Source organism: Aquabacterium lacunae (assembly GCF_004310865.1).
Taxonomy (GTDB): Bacteria; Pseudomonadota; Gammaproteobacteria; order Burkholderiales; family Burkholderiaceae_C; genus Aquabacterium; species Aquabacterium lacunae.
Window position 1 is genome coordinate 116,683 of sequence record NZ_SIXI01000007.1, and the last position, 17,288, is coordinate 133,970.

Here is a 17,288-nt window from a genome sequence, read left to right on the forward strand (position 1 = left end):
ACAGGGCGCAAGGCCCCCGGAAACAGCCCCCTATTCTGACGCCTGCACCGGGCGCCAGCGCAGTGCACGGGCCCCTACACTGCAGGCCCATGATCCGTCCCACCCTGCCCCGCCGTCCGGCTGCCGCCCCCCTGAGCTGGGGCTGGCTGATGCTGCTCGGGCTGGGCGGCTTGCTGGTGGCGGTGGTGGTGCTGACCTCGGCCCTGGCCCTGGCACCCCGGCCTGACTGGGTGTGGGTGGCCGGCCAGGGGCCCCATGTCGAGACACCGAACGGCCGGCTGCGCATCGCAGCACTGGACGTCGGCGGCAAGCGCCACCCCACGCACGCCGGATGGCACCCCCCTTCCCTGGACACGCAGCGCACGCCACAGGCCCGGCAGCTGTCGGTCGAGGTGGAGCAGCTGCTCGCCCGCGTGGAAGGCCGCCCGGACCTGGCCTTCATCGACGACGACGGCGCCCGCTGGCCTTTGCGATGGGAAGCCCAGGGCCTGCCCGGGCTGCCGTGGCAAATGGGACTGATGCTGCTGACCGCCCTGATGGTCTGGCAGGTGGCCGTGCGGCACTGGCAGGCCCGCGCTGAGCACCCCCAACACCGCCTACACGGGCTGATCGGCCTGGCTCTGTCGCTGGACCTGATCGTGCGGGCCTGGCCCCTGGCACGCCCATGGGCCTGGCCGTCCGGCGGGCTGGAGCTGTCGCTGCTGGCCAGCCAGGCCTTCACCACGGCCTACCTGGGCGGCACCCTGCTGTGGTTCATGCGCTGGTTGAACCCCCGCGTGCCAGGTTGGGCGACCGTGGCATTGCTGGGCGTGGTCGGTGTGCTCGGGCTCTCTGTCATGCTGCAGCTCAGCCCCAGCTACCACTGGTGGATCTTGACCATGCCACTGGGCACCGTGGGCCTGCTGGTGGGCATCGGCACACTGATGGCCTGGGCACGTGCCTCCGAAGACAGCTCCATGCGACAAGGGCTGCGCTGGTTCTTTGCCAGCCTGGCGCTGGCGGCCATCGTGCCTGGCACCATCCTGGCCCTGCAGCCCGCCGAACTGGCCGGGGCGGGCTTCGACAACCTGATCCGCTGCGCCGTCGCACTGCCCTATGTGGGCATGATGGCCCTGCTCGACACCCAGCGTTTGCGCCACCTCGAAGTGCTGTCATGGCGCGCCTGGACGTGGCTGCTGGCGCTGCTGGGCTCGTTCTGCTTCGTGGTCAGCCTGTTGTGGCTGGGGGGGCCCTGGAGCAGCCCGGTGCTGGTGGCCAGCAGCCTGTCCTTGCCATGGTTCTACCTGCTGGCGCGCAGCTGGCTGATGCCGACAGAACAGCGCGACCCGGGCGAACGCCTGGAATCATTGCTGCCTGGCCTGCTCGACCTGGGCAAGCTGGGTCGCGGGCCCGACGGGCAGGAGCGGTGGTTGATGGCCCTGGACCGCGCCTTTCACCCCCGCCACCTGATCGTCGAAGGCCGCGACGAAGGGCCCGAGCGACGTGTGCAGATGGAGCGAGGCGGACGCACCTTGCGCGTGCCAGCGCTGGGCCAAGGCTGGGTGAGGCTGGAAGGCGCCCAAGGCGGCAGCCGGCTGTTCAACGACCACGACAAGCTGTTGGCCCAGACCCTGTGGCAGCTGGCCAGTCAAAGCGCCGATTTCGGCAGCGGACGCATGGGGCTGACCGACAGCGAGGGCCGCTTCGTGCCCTGAGGCCCACTGAAGCGTCAGGCCCCCGAACGGCCATGGCGCTGCTCATTGCGCAGCAGTGTGAGGTACACCTCGCACACACCTCGCAAATACACCGCAGTGGGCAGCACCAGGGCCACAGCAAACACCACCCCGCCACCAATGGCCGCGGCCGCGGTGTGGGCCACGGCCTCCTTGGGCACAGCCGCCGCGTTGATGGACTGCAGACCGCCGCCAAACAACCCCACCATGAGCACCTCGGGAGGCAGGTCGATGCCCAGCATCCACACCGACGCCTCAGCCATGACCCGGCCGCCCAGCATGACGACCAAGCTGGTGCCCGCACCCACCAGACCCGTGAGGCCACTGAGCGCCACGGCCATCACCGCGGCCTGCAGCAACTGATGACGGATCAAGCCCAGCAACGTGCGAAAACTCTGCCAGGAGGACGCGCCCAGCCACACACTGGGCCCGGTCAGCGGGCCTGCAACAGCCGCACCGGCCACCGCCACCACGCCCACCACGCCCACCGTGAGCGGAACCACCCCAGCGAACAGCCAGGGCCCCAGCTTGGGCAGACCCGACAGCCACAACAGACCCAACAGCCCCCCGGCCAGCGCAGCCGCCACCAGCACCATGCCGGCCAAAGCCACGAGCACCCGGTGGGCAATGCCCAGGGCGTCTTCCAGGGCGTCGAACACATCACGCGGTGGGCGGCCGAGTGCCCGGTCCATCATCAGCAGACCCGCGGCGTTGCTGCCGTAGAAGGCGATGAACAGCCCGACTGCGGCCTGAAACACCGCCCAACTGGTCTCACCTCGCGCCAGCGAAGCACGGGCCGTGGCCAACGCCAGCCCGCCGCCTGACAGAGCGCTCAGCAGCACATACAGGGCCCGCCCCTCCCGCACGGCATCGATGCTGGACAACACCCTCGCCAGAGCCTGCCACCAGTCGAAACCGCCCCCGTGCCGCACCATGGCGGCACCGCCTTCAGGTGGAAACGGCGGCGAAACGACCGGCGAAAAACGGGATTCGGACATGGCGGCAATTATTGGTGCTCACCCTAATCAAAATTGAGGAAAGATCACAACACCGCGGCTGGGCACTTGACTTTCTGAAACAAAGGGCGGTTGACAGACGCAAAATCCTCTGGCCCAAAGCGAATCAAACACCTATGATGGCTGCACTGTGTCTGGAAGCGGCGCCGTCGATGGAATGGGTCCCGATAGGTTGGAAGCTCCACATGGATTTTTGATTGAGATAGGAGCTCCCCTCCATGAGCAACAACAAGCTTTACGTGGGCAACCTGGCCTACAGCGTGCGTGATCAGGATCTGCAGGACGCCTTCGGCGCCCACGGCCTGGTTCAATCGGCCAAGGTCATGATGGACCGTGAGACGGGTCGCTCCAAGGGTTTCGGTTTCGTGGAAATGGGCAGCGATGCCGAGGCACAAGCCGCCATCAACGCCCTGAACGGTCAGCCCCTGTCGGGCCGCTCGATCGTGGTGAACGTCGCCCGCCCGCGCGAAGAGCGTCCGGCCGGCTTCCGCAGCCCCTACGGCGGTGGCCGTGAAGGTGGCGGCGGCGGTGGTGGCTTCGGTGGCGGCCGTCGCGAAGGCGGCGGTGGCGGCTACGGTGGCGGCCGTCGCGAAGGCGGCGGCGGTGGCTACGGTGGTGGCCGCCGCGAAGGCGGCGGTGGCTACGGCAACTACTGATCAGCCCACGCTGTGAATCAAAAGCACCCCGCGGGGTGCTTTTTTCATGGCCGAAGCAAACTCTTACAGGCCTCGGTGTCGACGCAGGCAAGCTGGCAGGCGTTGAACACACAGCCGCCTCCCGGTGGCGCAAGAGGAGTCAAGATGAATGCAAGCACCCTGGCCCGCCGCCTGCTGGCCACCCTGGCCATCGCCAGCCCCCTGTGGCTGGCCGCCCCGGCGCACGCCACCAATGTCGGCGTGTCGGTGTCGGTGAACCAGCCCGGCGTCTACGGCCGCATCGAGATCGGCCAGCAGCAGCCCCCGGTCGTCTACCAGCAGCCGGTGGTGATCCAGCAGCCGGTGTATGGCGCGGTGCAACGCCCCATCTACCTGCGCGTGCCCCCCGGCCACCACAAGCACTGGGCCAAGTACTGCAGTCGCTGGCGCGCCTGCAACCAGCCGGTGTACTTTGTGCCAGAAGGCTGGGGCGCCAAGGCCCGAGCCTACGACAAGGGTTACCGCGACGGCCGCCGCGACGAGCGCCGTGACGACTGGCGAGAAGAACGCCGCGAAGAGTGGCGCGAACACCGCCGCGACCACCGGCATGACCACCACGACGACCACGGCCACGGCCGCGGTCGTCACTGAGCGGCAGGGCGGCGCCGCTTCTTGCGGTGCTGCTGCGCGCCGACCACGCGGTCGAACAGCGCCACCGGCATGGCCTTGAGCAGCCGGTACACCACCCCCATGGGCCAGGGGATCACCACAAATCGGCGCCGGGCCTCGATGGCCCGCACCGCCTTGGCGGCAAAGGCCTCAGGCTGCATCAGGAAGGGCATGGGGTAATCGTTCTCGGCCGTCAGTGGTGTGGCCACGTAGCCTGGCGTGAGAGTGAGCACTTGCACACCTTTGCCTTGCAGCTCGCCCCGCAAGGTTTCGCACATGGCCACCACGGCCGCCTTGCTGCCGCAATAGCCGGCATGCCCGGGCAGGCCGCGGGCGGCCGCCACGCTGGCCACGCCCACCAGCACCCCGCTGCCGCGGAGCACCATGGGCGTGATGAAGGGCTGGAAGGTGGCGGCCACGGCCAGCACATTGGTCTCGTACAGATCCCGCAGCACAGGCAGGTCTTCGGCGAGCGACAGGTCCACCCCGATGCTGATGCCGGCATTGGCCACCACCACATCGGGCAGGCCCTGCCGGTCGATGCAGGCCTGGGCCGCGGCCAGCAACTGCGCGGTGTCGCGCACGTCGGCCTCGTACACCTGGGCCTGCTCGGTGGTCCAGCCCTGCGCCAGCACCCACTGGCGCAGCACCTCGCCACGCCGGGCCACCAGGGCCACGCGCCAACCTTGACCGCGCCACTGCCGTGCCAGAGCCTGGCCGATGCCACTCGAAGCGCCTGTGATGAAGACCAGCGGGGTCACCCCGCTCATGGCGACACCCCGGCCTTGAACTGACCGCTCACACGGCCACCCACCTCGGTGATGCCCGCCCGGGCTTCGTGCCGGAAGCTGCTGCCCCGGACCACGCCCTGGGCGTTGCGCAAGACCACCGGCTGGTCGCTGGTGACGATGCGCTGGCGGGTGTCGACATCGATGGCTTCGCTGTGGAAAGTGGACGGGCCACGCCCGGCTGAGCGCCCCTGCGGCGCCAGGGCCAGCAGTTCGACCTGGGCGTTGCCGCGCAAGTGCACGGCTTCTGTGTCGCCAAAGTAGTCGCCCCGGTCGGCCGTGGCCTGCAGGCGCTGCCCCTTGGGGTCGAGCGCAAAAAACTCGGGCGCCACGACGGTGAGTTGGTCCCGCTCGGGCACATGGCTCATGGTGTGGCCGCGCAACACGCTCTGGCGCACACCCGCCGCATCCAGGCGCTCGACCTCGGCGCCGCGCATCACGTAGTCGGGCACCGTGCTGCCCGCGGCACGCCGGGCCCCGTCATCGCCCTTGGGCGTGGCCTGCACCAGCCACCAGGTGTAAGCGGCCAGCGCAGCCACCACCACCAGCGGCAAGGCCCGCTGTGCCGTGCCGTACAGCCGCTGGAACAGGGCCCGAGGGCTGAGCGAAGCACCCAAGGAGGCACTCACCGGCGGGCTCCGTCGGCGTTGGTGTCCAGCGTGGTCAGGTGCCCGTTGAGCAGGCGAGCGTACGCACCCGTGGCCTGCAGCAGCAGGTCACAGGCCTCACGCGCGGCGCCCTGGCCGCCCTGGGCCTCGGTGGTGTGGTGGGCCACGGCGCGCACTTCGGCGTGCGCATTGCGCGGGGCCAGCGCACAACCCGCACGCAGCAGCAGCGGCAGGTCGGGCCAGTCGTCGCCCATGGCAGCCACCTGGTGCCACTGCAGGCCCAGCTCGGCCAGCAACGGCTCGGCCACGGCCAGCTTGTCGTGGGCACCGAACACGGCATGCTGCAGGCCCAGGTCTTTCAGGCGACGGCGCACGGCCGGAGAATCGCGTCCCGTGATCACGATGGGCGTGATGCCGCCCTGGGCCAGCAGCTTCAGGCCATGCCCATCCAGGGCGTTGAAAGCCTTGAGCGTTTCACCGGCTTCGCTGATGTAGATGGTGGCATCGGTCAGCACCCCATCGACGTCGAAGATGCAGGCGCGGATGCCTTGGGCGGCCTTCAGGCTGGTCTCGGCAAAGCGCAAGGCGGGGGTCAGGGTGGTGGCCATGGTTCAGATCACCTTCGCGCGCATCAGGTCGTTGGTGTTCAGGGCGCCCACCAGCACGCCCTGGGCATCGACCACCAGCACGGTGGTGATGCGGCGCGCTTCCATCAGGGCCACGGCCTCGGCGGCCAGCAGCTGGTCACCGATGGTGGCGGGCGAAGGGGTCATCACGGCCTCGGCCGTGAGCGCGCGCAAGTCGATGCCCGCCTCGATCTTGCGGCGCAGATCGCCGTCGGTGAAGATGCCCAGCACGCGACGTTGCGCATCGACGATGGCGGCAGCGCCCAGGCCCTTGGCGCTCATTTCGCGCATCAGGTCGCTGAACGACGTGGCCGGGCCCACGGCAGGCACGGCATCGCCCGAGCGCATCACGTCGCGCACATGGGTCAGCAGGCGGCGGCCCAGCGAACCGCCGGGGTGCGAACGGGCGAAGTCTTCCGGCTTGAAGCCACGGGCTTCCAGCAACACCACGGCCAGGGCATCGCCCAAGGCCAACTGCGCGGTGGTGGACGCCGTGGGCGCCAGGTTCAGCGGGCAGGCTTCCACGGCCACGGCGCTGTCGAGCACCACGTCGGCGTGGCGTCCCAGGCTGGAATCGGCCTTGCCCGTGATGGCCAGCAGGGGCACGCCCTGGCGCTTGAGCACGGCCAGCAGGCCGGTCAGCTCTTCGCTTTCGCCCGAATTCGACAAGGCCAGCACCACGTCTTGCGGCGTGACCATGCCCAGGTCGCCGTGGTGGGCCTCGGCGGGGTGCACGAACATGGCGGGCGTGCCGGTGGACGCCAACGTGGCCGCCAGCTTGCGGCCCACGTGGCCGCTCTTGCCCATGCCCATGACCACCACGCGGCCCGTGCAGGCCAGGATCACGTGCACGGCACGCGCGAACGACTGGCCCGAGGGGCCACTGAGCCGCTCGCGCATGTCCAGCAGGGCCTGGGCCTCGATCTGCAATGCCTGCCGCGCTTGCGACAGCAGGATGTCCGTGCCGGGCACGTCGAATGTCGCCATGAAGAAGGGTCCACCTTGTACGATCGGGGAATTCTAGGGACAACATGGCATCCACGCTCGATCTCACCCTCCTTTACCTGCTTGCCGCCGTCTTCGGCGTGGTCATTTGCCGCTTCCTGAAACTGCCGCCCATGCTGGGCTACCTGGGGGTGGGCGTGCTGATCGGGCCCAACGCGCTGGCCCTGGCCAAAGATTCGGCCGGCGTGAACCACCTGGCCGAGTTCGGGGTGGTGTTCCTGATGTTCGTGATCGGGCTGGAGTTCAACCTGCCCAAGCTCAAGAGCATGAAGTCGCTGGTGTTCGGCCTGGGCTCCAGCCAGGTGCTGCTGACCATGGTGGCCACCGTGGGCGGCTTCTTCGCGCTGGCCGCCGGCATGGACTGGCTGGGCATGGGCGCCGACCACCCGAACGGCCTGCTGGGCTGGGGCCTGAGCTGGCAAAGCGCGCTGGCACTGGGCGGGGCGCTGGCCATGAGCTCGACAGCCATCGTCGTGAAAATGATGGCCGAGCGGCTGGAACTCGACAGCGAGCATGGCCGCCGGGTGATGGGCATCCTGCTGTTCCAGGACCTGGCCGTGGTGCCGCTGCTGGTGCTGATCCCCACGCTGGGCCAGAGCGCCGGTGACCTGACCGAAGCGCTGCTGTGGGCCACGCTCAAGGCCACGGTGCTGCTGGGCCTGCTGCTGGCCGGCGGCCAGAAGGTGATGCACTTCTGGCTGACGCTGGTGGCCCGGCGCAAGAGCGAAGAGCTGTTCATGCTCAACCTGCTGCTGGTCACGCTGGGCCTGGCCTGGCTGACCGAGCACTTCGGCCTGTCGCTGGCCCTGGGCGCCTTCGTGGCCGGCATGCTGGTGGCCGAGACCGAATACAAGCACCAGGTGGAAACCGACATCCGCCCCTTCCACGACGTGCTGCTGGGGCTGTTCTTCATCACCATCGGCATGAAGCTGAACTGGCACAGCGTGGTCGACCAGTGGAAGCTGGTGCTGGTGCTGACCACCCTGCCCGTGCTGTTCAAGCTGGCGCTGGTGACCGGCCTGGCCAAGGCTTTTGGCGCCAGCTCGGGCGTGGCCCTGCGCACCGGCCTGTACCTGGCCCAGGCGGGCGAATTCGGCTTCGTGCTGCTGAGCCTGGCGGTGGACCACCAGCTGCTGGCGCACAAGGTGCACAGCCCGCTGCTGGCCTCAATGGTGATCTCGATGATGGTCACGCCCTTGATGATCCAGCAGAGCAACCGCATCGTGAACCGCCTGGTGGCCACCGACTGGCTGATGCAGTCGCTGGCCATGACCAAGATCGCCAGCAAGGCCATCAACACCGAACACCATGTGCTGATCTGCGGCTATGGCCGTTCGGGCCAGAACCTGGCGCGCCTGCTGGAGGTCGAAGGCATTCCCTACATGGCGCTTGACCTCGACCCCGACCGCGTGCAGCAGGCTGCTGCGGCCGGGCAGAACGTGGTGTTCGGCGACGCCACCCGGCTGCAGAGCCTGCAGGCCGCCGGCCTGACCCGCGCGGCGGCCGTGGTCGTGACCTGGCCGCAGGTGGCGGCCGCCAAGAAGATCCTGGCCATCGTGCAGGGCCATGCGCCCAAGGTGCCCGTGGTGGTGCGCACCATCGACGAAGCCGGCCTGGACAGCCTGCAGGCCGCCGGCGCCACCGCCGTGGTGCCCGAGGCCATCGAAGGCTCGCTGATGCTGGCCTCTCAGGCCCTGGTGCTGGTGGGGGTGCCCATGCGCCGGGTGATCCGGCTGGTGCAGGAGCAGCGGGTGGCGCGCTATGGCCTGCTGCGCGGTTACTTCCACGGTGCCGACGACGACACGGTCGACGAGCTCGAGCTGCAAAGGCTGCAATCTTTCACGCTGACGCGTGATTCAGCCGCCGTGGGCCGCAAGGTCGGCGAAATTCAGGCGATGCTGTCCGACGTCGTGCTGGTCTCGCTCAAGCGCCACAGCGGGGCCGTCACCGTGCCAGCCGCCGACCAGCAACTGCAAGCCGGGGACACCCTGGTGTTGTCCGGCCGCCCCAATGACCTGGGCCGAGCCGAGCACGTGCTGCTCGACAGCTAGCCCCAAACCCCTTGCGGCGCGCTACATTGCTGACAGTAACAACAGAAGCAGTGGACTCCGAGGAGCGCGCAGGCATGAACCTGAGACGCAGACTGTGGCTCGCCGCCACCTTGTGGACCGTGGTCGTGGTGGTGGGCACCGGTGTGGCCTATCGCGTGGACCAGCAGCATGCCCGCCACCAGGCGCTTGAAGTGGGTGGGCATCGGCTCGACAGCCTGCGCGACAGCCTGAACGTGACGTTCCAGCAGCTGTCGGCCCTGCCGCGCGCCCTGGGCCGGGAAGAAAGCATCCGGCACTTCCTCAAAGAGGTGCCGGTGCCCGATTCGGCCTCGATCACCGAGGCCGACCGACCGCGCATGCGCGACTTGCTGATGGCCCGCGCCGATGTGCTGGCCATGAGCCGCCAACTCAAGGCCACCTGCAAGGACTTCAACCTCACCGAGGTGCTGATGCTCGACAGCTTCGGCACCGGCGTGGCCGACAGCAACTTCGAGCTGCCGATCAACCCCATTGGTGGCAACTACAAGACCCGCAGCTACTTCACCGACGCGCTGGACCACGGCGTGGGCGTGCAGTTTGCCGTGGGGCGGGTGTCGCACATCCCTGGCTTTTACTTCGCTGGCCGCATCGACGACAACGGCAAGACCGTGGGGGTTCTGGTCATCAAGCAGGAGCCCACAGCCATGGCGCGCCTGTTCGACGACGAGAAGCGACCCATTTTCGTGACCGATGCCAGTGGCGTGGTGATCATGGGCAACCGCCCGGAATGGATCCTCAAGCACGCGCCCATGCGTGGCCAGATGGCCCTGAGCGAAGCGGCACAGGTCAAGACCTACCATGCCAAGGTCGACTCCCTGCCCTGGCACCTCGACCTGCTCAAGGTCAAGGAACGCGACGTCACGGTGGTCACCGTCGACCGCGTGGCCTACATGGCCCAGCCCACGGCCTTGCTGAACGACACCCACCTGGCCTGGGTGCTGACCCCGCTGGGCTCGGAAAGCGGCCTGCTGATGCGCTGGGCCAGCATCGGCGGCCTGGCGCTCGTGCTGGGCTACTGGACCCTGGCCATGATGGCCCAGCGCCAGCGGCGCATGCACACGCTGCAACAGGCCCGCCAGGACCTGCACGACATGGCCCATGCCCTGCCGCTGTCGGTGTTCCGCTACCAGGTCAGCGCGGAAGGCCAAGGGCGCTTTTCATTCCTGAGCCAGACCGCCGCCAAACTGCTGGGTGAACCGCTGCAGGCCATCGAGGCCGACCCGGCCCGCATCTGGGGCCTGTGCGGTGGGGCCGATGGCAAGCCTCCGATCGAGCCCACCGAGCGGGCACTGGAGGCCGGTGGCAAGCCCCGCTGGGTGCGCACCCTCAGCCAGCCCACCCTGCACCCCGACGGCAGCACCACCTACAACGGCTGCTGGCTGGACATCACCGAGCAGAAAGAGCAGATCACCCGCTCGATGGCCGTGTTCAGCAGCGCGCCCAACGCCTACCTGTTCTTCGACCGCGACCTGGGTGTGCTGCGCGCCAACCCGGCTGCCATCCGCATGTTCAACGCCGGCAGTGAAAAAGCACTGCAAGGCCTCAAGCCCTGGCTGCCCCCGATGTCGGCCCCCACCCAAAGCCAGGACCGATCAGCCCAGGAACTGGCTGAACACTTGCTGGACGAGGTCACCCGCACGGGACAGCCCATCACCTTCGAGTGGCTGCACAGCACCATCGACGGCAAACAGTTTGCAGCCGAGGCAGTGCTGATCCCCTTCATGAACGACGGGGTCCAGCAGTACTGCGTGGTGATCCAGGACATCTCCACGCGCAAACAGACCGAGGCTTTCATGCAGGCGGCACAGCAAGCCGCAGAAGCCGCCACCCAGGCCAAGAGCCGCTTCCTGGCCAACATGAGCCACGAGATCCGCACGCCCATGAACGCCATCCTGGGCATGACCCACCTGGCCCTGATGGACGACATGCCCGCGCGGGCGCGCAACTACGTCGACAAGGCCCACCGGGCAGCCGGCAGCCTGCTGCAGATCCTCAACGACATCCTGGACGTCTCCAAGATCGAGTCAGGCAAGCTCACGCTGGAGGCCACAGAGTTCCAGCTGGAAAGCGTGGTCAGCCAGATGGCCGAGGTGCTGGGTGTCCGGGCCGAAGAAAAGCGCCTGGAGCTGCTGTTCACGGCCGAGCCCGACATCCCCACCGCGCTGGTGGGTGACCCGGTGCGCCTGGGCCAGGTGCTGATCAACCTGGGCACCAACGCCATCAAGTTCACCGCCAAGGGCGAGGTGATCATCGGCTGCGAGGTGCACTCGCAAAGCACCGAACACGCCACCCTGCATTTCTGGGTGCGCGACACCGGCATCGGCATGAACGCCGACCAGCTCAGCCGCCTGTTCGAGCCCTTCACCCAAGGTGACACCTCGACCACGCGCCAGTACGGTGGCACGGGCCTGGGCCTGGCCATCTGCAAGCAGCTGGTGCAGCTGATGGGCGGCAACATCTGGGCCGAAAGCCGCGAAGGCCACGGCACCACCCTGCACTTCACCGCCACCTTCGGCGTGCAGCACAACGGCCAGACACGCCGTGCGCTGCTGGCCCAGGAGCTGCGGCACAAGCGCCTGCTGCTGGTGGACGACAACCCCTCGGCCCGCGAAGTGCTTGGCGACATGGCACGCCGCCTGGGCCTCGATGTGGAGGTGGCCGACAGCGGCACGCAGGCACTGCGGCGAATGGAACAGGCTGCCTTCGATGGACGCCCCCACCACCTGCTGCTGACCGACTGGCAAATGCCCGGCATGGACGGCATCGAATTCGCGCGCCGCGCCCTGGCCCTGCCCCCCGAGCAACGCCCCTGCGTGCTGCTGGTCACGGCCTACGCCCGCGATGAAGCCCTCAAAGCCGCCGAAGGTGTGCCGCTGGCCGGCGTGCTGAACAAACCAGTCACGCCCTCGACCCTGCTGGACACCATCGGCCGGGCGCTGGGCCAGGACACGCCTGCACTGGGGGTGGTGCGCCAAAGCGCACAGGTGCTGGAAAGCGCCCAACGCCACCTGGCAGGTGCCCGGGTGCTGCTGGTGGAAGACCAGCCCATGAACATGGAGCTGGCCTGTGACCTTCTGCAACGCGCAGGCCTGCAGGTGGTCACGGCCCAGCACGGCAAAGAAGCCCTGGAGATCCTGGCGCGCGACCGGGACTTCGACGGCGTGCTCATGGACTGCCAGATGCCCGTGCTGGACGGCTACGACACCGCCCGGCGCATGCGCGCCGACGACAGGCTCAAGCACCTGCCCATCGTGGCCATGACGGCCAGCGCCATGGCCAGCGACCGCGAGCGCGTGCTCGACGCCGGCATGAATGACCACATCACCAAGCCGCTGGACCTGCCGCAGATGTTCACCATCATGGCGCGCTGGATCACACCTCGCAGCCCGGCATTGCCGCAGGCGACCAGCCCCGTGCCCACCCCGACCCTGAGCAACGCCACCACGCTGAACACCGTGGATGGCCTGAACCGCTGCATGGGCAACCTCGACCTGTACCGCCGCCTGCTCAAAGGCTTTGCCAAGACCCAGGCCGGGATGCAGGCCCAGCTGCAAGAGGCGCTGGAGAAGGGGGATTGGGCCACGTTGCACGGCCACGCCCACGCCCTCAAGGGACTGGCGGGCAACATCGGGGCCGAAGCCCTGGCCGATGCCGCCGAAGCCCTCGAAACCGAAGCGCGCCTGCCCCAGATCGACGGCACCCTCGACGCCATCGGCCAGCGGGTCCGGCAGCTCATCGAACAGCTGCGCCTGACTCTGGCCGACGTTCAGCTCCTGATGCAGGTGCAAGGCACCACCGCGCCCCAGGAACCGCCGCCCGACGCCAACACCCTGCGACCACGGTTGGCCGAACTGCGCCGCCTGATGGCCCAGCACGAAGCCCAGGCGCGCCACGTCATGGACGAGCTGCGGCAGGACATGCCAGGCGTTGTTCATTGGCCGGCCGCAGCCGACGTGGCGCACGCGCTGCAGCACTACGATTTCGACGAGGCCCTGCAGGCGCTGGCCCGCTGGGAGGCCGAAATAGAGGGCTAAGCCGGGGTGTCAGGCTGGGGCTCAGTCGCCCTGCGGGCCCCGCTCGTCGGCGTACTGCGCCATGATCTGCAAGATCTCGTGCTGCGCAGCCAGGAAGGCGTCCAGCAGCGTGGGGTCGAAATGGCGCCCACGCTCTTCCAGCATGATCTCCATCGAGCGCGCCACCGAATAGGCCGGCTTGTAGGGCCGCACGCTCATCAGCGCGTCGAACACATCGGCAATGGCCACAATGCGCGCCATCAGCGGGATCTGCTCGCCCTGCAGGCCATAGGGGTAGCCCGTGCCATCCCAGCGCTCGTGGTGCGCCAGCGCGATGGTGCGCGCCGTGGTCAGCAGCTCGTTGTCATGGTGACCAATGATCTCGGCGCCGATCAGGGGGTGCTGGCGCACCAGGGCGCGCTCTTCGTCGTCCAGCGGGCCGGGCTTGAGCAGGATGCGATCAGGCACGCCGATCTTGCCCACGTCATGCAGGGCCGCGGCCTGGAACAGCAACTGCAGCGAATCGGGGCCCATGCCCGCGTGCAGGCCGATCAGGCGCGATACGTGCGACATGCGGATCACGTGGTTGCCGGTCTCGTTGTCCTTGAACTCGCCCGCACGACCCAGGCGGCGGATGAGTTGCTGGCGCGTGGCCACCAGCTCGGCCGTGCGCTGCGCCACCATGCGCTCCAGCTCGCGCGACTGGTCGTACAGGGCCAGGTGCGTGCGCACGCGGGCCTGCACCAGCGGCGGGCTGATGGGCTTGGTGATGTAGTCGACTGCGCCGAGCGACAGGCCCAGGCTTTCGTCTTCGATGCTGCTCATGGCCGTCACAAAGATGACGGGGATGCGGCGGCGGTCGGGGTTGGCCTTGATGCGGCGGCACACCTCGTGGCCCGACAGGTCGGGCATCATGATGTCGAGCAGGATCAGGTCAGGGGGCTCGTCGGAATAGACGATCTGCAGGGCCTTGTCGCCGGACGTGGCCACCTTGATGCGGTAGTCGTGCCCCAGCACGCGCGACAGCAGTTCGATGTTCTGCGGTGAGTCGTCGGCCACCAGCACGGTGGGACGGCTCAAGCCCTGTACCCCTGACATGTTTTGTACTCCTGCAAGGGCCTGCACCTGAGGGCCCGGGTTCTCTCGACCACACAGGTCAGGCGCTGGGAATCTGCCGCTGCAAGTTGGCGCGCATGCGGTGGGCCATCATGGCCCCGGCGGCACGCACCACCTCCACGGCCACCTGCGGCACACGGGCGGCCAGTTCTTCGAAACGGGGCAGGCGCAAGGCCCACACCACACACGGGGTCATGGCCTCGACATTGGCCATGCGCGGGCCGTCGGCGAACAGGCCAGGCTCACCCAGCACGGCACCCGACCGCAAGATGGCAATGCGCGAGGCCCCGGGCGCACCGCCCGTCACGAACACCTGCAGCGAGCCTTGCTCCAGCAGGTAGAGGGTGCGGTCGTGGTCGCCCTGCTTGACGAGCAGGTCGCCCATGCGAAGTTCGTGGCGCGTGAGGTACTGCGTGAACACGCGCCATTGCTGTGCGTCCAGCCGCGGCCGGAACGCATCGTCCGTGTTCAGCGTCTGGATGGCTTGCACAAGTGCCGTGGCGTCCATGGGGTCCTCGAATGAAACAAAGGCCGACTCGCCGGTCGACCCGACCCTCTAATCTAGCCGAAGCAGGCCCAACGTGCACGCAACGGTTTGCATCTTCATTTCCCGATACAAAACCGGCTGAAGATTTCGCCCAACAGATCATCGGCCGAGAAGGCCCCGGTGATGCGGCCCAGCGCATCGTGGGAAAGCCGCAGCTCTTCGGCCAGCAGGTCGAGCGCGCCGTCTTGCTGAGCGGCATGCGCCTGGGCCAGGGCCAGGTGCTCGGCCGCTTCGCCCAGGGCCTGCACGTGGCGCTGCCGGGCCATGAACAGGCCTTCGGTCTGGTGCTGCCAGCCCGCCATGTCGAGCAGGCGCTGGCGCAGGCTGTCCAGGCCTTCGCCCGTGCGGGCCGACAAGGCCACGGCCTGGCCGGCGGGTGCAGGAGGCGCGGCCAGGTGAGTCGCCACCGCCTCGGTGGCCACCGCGTCGGCCTTGTTGAACACGTGGATCACGGTAGACGCACCGGCCAGGGCCTCGCCCAGGCGCTGGGCGATCTCGGCGTCGGCCGCGGCGTAGGCCGGCTCGGCCATGCGCGACAGGTCATGCAGGAACAGTACCGCATCGGCCTGCCCGATGGCTTCCCAGCTGCGCGCCATGCCGATGCGCTCGACCTCGTCGCTGGTTTCGTGGTCGGCCCGCAAGCCGGCCGTGTCGATCACCTTCAGAGGCACGCCTTCGATCTGGATGGTTTCGCTGACCTTGTCGCGCGTGGTGCCCGCAATGGGCGTGACGATGGCCAGCTCGGCCCCGGCCAGCGCATTGAGCAGCGAGCTCTTGCCGGCATTGGGCTGGCCGGCCAGCACCACCTGCAGGCCTTCTCGCAGCAGCGCGCCCTGGCGCGCCTGGCGCATCACGCCTTGCAAAGCGGCCTGCAGGCCGTCGAGCTTGCCGCGGGCATTGGCCTTTTCCAGGAAGTCGATCTCTTCTTCGGGGAAGTCGAGCGTGGCCTCGACCAGCATGCGCAGGTGGATCAGGCCGTCGCGCAGGGCATTGACCTCGTGGGAAAACGCCCCGCCCAGCGAGCGGGTGGCCGAGCGGGCCGCGGCCTCGGTGCTGGCGTCGATCAGGTCGGCAATGGCCTCGGCCTGGGCCAGGTCGATCTTGTCGTTCAGGAAGGCGCGTTCGGTGAACTCGCCGGGCTGGGCCAGGCGCAGGCCCGGCAGCACCGGCCGGCCGGTGGCGGCATCGGGTGCGGCTGCGGCGGTCAGGCAGCGGGCCACCAGCAGCTGCAACACCACCGGGCCGCCGTGGCCCTGCAGCTCCAGCACGTCTTCGCCGGTGTAGCTGTGCGGGCCGGGGAAGTAGAGCGCCAGGCCATGGTCGATGGCCTGGCCGTCAGCGTCCAGGAAGGGGCCGTAGGTGGCCACACGCGGCAGCAGGGTGCGGCCTGTCAGGGCCTGGGCCAGCGGTGCCACACCGCGCCCGGACACCCGCACGATGCCCACGGCACCACGGCCCGGGGCAGTGGCCACGGCCACGATGGGACTTTGACGATCAGACCAGCTCATGGGTGGCATTGTCGCGCGGGTGGGGCCGGCCCTGCGCCCACCGCTGCATCTGACCCAGCAGCCAGCCGTGCAGGGTCTTGAGCAGGTCGCTGCGGGGGTGCTGCGCCTTGAACACGAAGTGATAGCCGCGCCCCAGGGGCATGGGCGGGGCCACGGCCTGCAGCAAGCCCTCGTCCAGCCAGCGCTGGCAGGCCGGCAGGATGCAGATGACCAGGCCCAGGCCCTGCTCGGCGGCGCGCATGGCCGACAGCTCGGAGTCGAGGTACAGGTTGCCCTGGTGCGGCAAGGCCTCGACGCCCAGGGCTCGCGCCACCAGATCCCAGTCATTGACCCCCTTTCGGAAGTGGATCAGGGTGTGGTGCCGCAGGTCGGCCACGCCCCGCACGGGGTGCGCCTGCAGCACCCGCGGGTGCCCGGCCACCGTGCCCAGGCAGTCGATGAGGGGCCAGGCGGTCAGGCCCCGCCAGCGCCCCGCACCGAACCGGATGGCCGCGTCCACCTGCCCGGCGTCGAAATCGGCCAGTGCCAGGTCCAGGTCGAGCGACAGGTCCAGGCCCGGGTGCTGGGCCTGGAACTCGCCCAGGGCCGGCAGCAGCAGTTCGTGGCCCACCAGCGGGGCGGCGCTCAGGCGCAGGCGGGGCCGGGCATGGGCCCACAGCCACTCGGCGTGACCCTCCTGGTAGCGCTGCAGCACCTCACGGGCCAGCGCGGCGAACTGCACCCCTGCCTCGGTCAGGCGCACCTGGCGGGTCAGGCGGTGGAACAGGGGCACGCCCAGCCAGTCTTCCAGCTGCCGGATCTGCTGGCTGATGGCCGGGGCCGTGACGTGCAGCTCCTGGGCCGCCTTGGCAAAGCTCTGCCAGCGGGCGGCCGCATCGAGGGCGGGCAGCAGGTGCAGGGGCGGCGGGCGGTGGTGCGGCATGACGGATAAGTCTGCCTTATCTGTCGAACAGCC

At 68.7% G+C, this 17,288-nt stretch carries 14 protein-coding genes; 5 read left to right on the plus strand and 9 right to left on the minus strand.

Features of this window, described 5'->3' with window-relative positions; all coding sequences use genetic code 11:
* The first annotated feature begins 89 nt into the window (after nt 1–89).
* A complete protein-coding gene (locus tag EYS42_RS15245; RefSeq protein ID WP_130969057.1) occupies nt 90–1,694 on the plus strand; it encodes a hypothetical protein in 1,605 nt (534 codons plus the stop codon).
* A gap of 14 nt (nt 1,695–1,708) precedes the next feature.
* Here the strand turns inward: EYS42_RS15245 and EYS42_RS15250 are convergent, their stop codons facing one another.
* The gene (locus EYS42_RS15250) at nt 1,709–2,710 is read right to left on the minus strand and encodes a hypothetical protein (protein WP_130969058.1); all 1,002 of its coding nucleotides are present in this window, start codon (nt 2,708–2,710) and stop codon (nt 1,709–1,711) included.
* 236 nt (nt 2,711–2,946) lie between these two features.
* On the opposite strand from EYS42_RS15250, the gene rbp reads away from it, so the two are divergent.
* Both rbp and EYS42_RS15260 read left to right on the plus strand, forming a co-directional pair.
* Nucleotides 2,947–3,384, plus strand: coding sequence for an RNA-binding regulator (gene rbp / locus EYS42_RS15255; RefSeq protein WP_130969059.1), 438 nt, complete (start codon nt 2,947–2,949; stop codon nt 3,382–3,384).
* A 144-nt stretch (nt 3,385–3,528) separates the two neighbouring features.
* Nucleotides 3,529–4,014, plus strand: coding sequence for a hypothetical protein (locus tag EYS42_RS15260; RefSeq protein ID WP_130969060.1), 486 nt, complete (start codon nt 3,529–3,531; stop codon nt 4,012–4,014).
* Here EYS42_RS15260 and EYS42_RS15265 read toward each other — a convergent pair.
* Genes EYS42_RS15265 through EYS42_RS15280 form a run of 4 tightly spaced genes read right to left on the minus strand, consistent with a single transcriptional unit; the run spans nt 4,008 to nt 7,041 of the window.
* Complete coding sequence (locus EYS42_RS15265; protein ID WP_130969061.1) at nt 4,008–4,802, minus strand: SDR family oxidoreductase; 795 nt, start codon at nt 4,800–4,802, stop codon at nt 4,008–4,010. The genes EYS42_RS15260 and EYS42_RS15265 overlap by 7 nt on opposite strands.
* A complete protein-coding gene (lptC, locus tag EYS42_RS15270; protein WP_130969062.1) occupies nt 4,799–5,449 on the minus strand; it encodes an LPS export ABC transporter periplasmic protein LptC in 651 nt (216 codons plus the stop codon). The genes EYS42_RS15265 and lptC overlap by 4 nt, the downstream gene beginning before the upstream one ends.
* A complete protein-coding gene (locus tag EYS42_RS15275) occupies nt 5,446–6,036 on the minus strand; it encodes a KdsC family phosphatase (protein ID WP_130969063.1) in 591 nt (196 codons plus the stop codon). The genes lptC and EYS42_RS15275 overlap by 4 nt, the downstream gene beginning before the upstream one ends.
* A 3-nt stretch (nt 6,037–6,039) precedes the next feature.
* A complete protein-coding gene (locus tag EYS42_RS15280) occupies nt 6,040–7,041 on the minus strand; it encodes a KpsF/GutQ family sugar-phosphate isomerase (protein WP_130969064.1) in 1,002 nt (333 codons plus the stop codon).
* A 44-nt stretch (nt 7,042–7,085) separates the two neighbouring features.
* Between EYS42_RS15280 and EYS42_RS15285 the strand changes: the two genes are divergently transcribed.
* Together EYS42_RS15285 and EYS42_RS15290 are read left to right on the plus strand one after the other, a co-directional pair.
* Nucleotides 7,086–9,110, plus strand: coding sequence for a monovalent cation:proton antiporter family protein (locus EYS42_RS15285; protein WP_130969065.1), 2,025 nt, complete (start codon nt 7,086–7,088; stop codon nt 9,108–9,110).
* A gap of 74 nt (nt 9,111–9,184) precedes the next feature.
* Entirely contained in the window at nt 9,185–13,183 is a 3,999-nt protein-coding gene (locus EYS42_RS15290; protein WP_130969066.1) for a response regulator, read from the plus strand.
* Nucleotides 13,184–13,204: 21 nt separating this feature from the next.
* Here the strand turns inward: EYS42_RS15290 and EYS42_RS15295 are convergent, their stop codons facing one another.
* From EYS42_RS15295 to EYS42_RS15310, 4 genes are all read right to left on the minus strand, one after another.
* Nucleotides 13,205–14,260, minus strand: a complete 1,056-nt coding sequence (locus tag EYS42_RS15295; protein ID WP_130969067.1) for an HD-GYP domain-containing protein — start codon at nt 14,258–14,260, stop codon at nt 13,205–13,207.
* Nucleotides 14,261–14,318: 58 nt separating this feature from the next.
* The gene (locus EYS42_RS15300) at nt 14,319–14,786 is read right to left on the minus strand and encodes a cyclic nucleotide-binding domain-containing protein (protein ID WP_130969068.1); all 468 of its coding nucleotides are present in this window, start codon (nt 14,784–14,786) and stop codon (nt 14,319–14,321) included.
* Between the two features lie 95 nt (nt 14,787–14,881).
* A complete protein-coding gene (gene mnmE / locus EYS42_RS15305) occupies nt 14,882–16,333 on the minus strand; it encodes a tRNA uridine-5-carboxymethylaminomethyl(34) synthesis GTPase MnmE (protein ID WP_130969069.1) in 1,452 nt (483 codons plus the stop codon).
* Nucleotides 16,320–17,255 carry a LysR substrate-binding domain-containing protein gene (locus EYS42_RS15310; RefSeq protein WP_130969070.1) on the minus strand — a complete coding sequence of 312 codons (936 nt, stop codon included), beginning with the start codon at nt 17,253–17,255 and terminating at the stop codon, nt 16,320–16,322. The genes mnmE and EYS42_RS15310 overlap by 14 nt, the downstream gene beginning before the upstream one ends.
* Nucleotides 17,256–17,288: the final 33 nt, after the last annotated feature.

Bases quoted from the DNA above. Each gene is read 5' to 3' on its own strand.
- rbp (WP_130969059.1), top strand. From the start codon at position 2,947: ATGAGCAACAACAAGCTTTACGTGGGCAACCTGGCCTACAGCGTGCGT.
- EYS42_RS15290 (WP_130969066.1), top strand. From the start codon at position 9,185: ATGAACCTGAGACGCAGACTGTGGCTCGCCGCCACCTTGTGGACCGTG.
- EYS42_RS15245 (WP_130969057.1), top strand. From the start codon at position 90: ATGATCCGTCCCACCCTGCCCCGCCGTCCGGCTGCCGCCCCCCTGAGC.
- EYS42_RS15250 (WP_130969058.1), bottom strand. From the start codon at position 2,710: ATGTCCGAATCCCGTTTTTCGCCGGTCGTTTCGCCGCCGTTTCCACCT.
- EYS42_RS15280 (WP_130969064.1), bottom strand. From the start codon at position 7,041: ATGGCGACATTCGACGTGCCCGGCACGGACATCCTGCTGTCGCAAGCG.
- EYS42_RS15285 (WP_130969065.1), top strand. From the start codon at position 7,086: ATGGCATCCACGCTCGATCTCACCCTCCTTTACCTGCTTGCCGCCGTC.
- EYS42_RS15300 (WP_130969068.1), bottom strand. From the start codon at position 14,786: ATGGACGCCACGGCACTTGTGCAAGCCATCCAGACGCTGAACACGGAC.
- EYS42_RS15265 (WP_130969061.1), bottom strand. From the start codon at position 4,802: ATGAGCGGGGTGACCCCGCTGGTCTTCATCACAGGCGCTTCGAGTGGC.
- EYS42_RS15295 (WP_130969067.1), bottom strand. From the start codon at position 14,260: ATGTCAGGGGTACAGGGCTTGAGCCGTCCCACCGTGCTGGTGGCCGAC.
- EYS42_RS15275 (WP_130969063.1), bottom strand. From the start codon at position 6,036: ATGGCCACCACCCTGACCCCCGCCTTGCGCTTTGCCGAGACCAGCCTG.
- EYS42_RS15310 (WP_130969070.1), bottom strand. From the start codon at position 17,255: ATGCCGCACCACCGCCCGCCGCCCCTGCACCTGCTGCCCGCCCTCGAT.
- mnmE (WP_130969069.1), bottom strand. From the start codon at position 16,333: ATGAGCTGGTCTGATCGTCAAAGTCCCATCGTGGCCGTGGCCACTGCC.
- EYS42_RS15260 (WP_130969060.1), top strand. From the start codon at position 3,529: ATGAATGCAAGCACCCTGGCCCGCCGCCTGCTGGCCACCCTGGCCATC.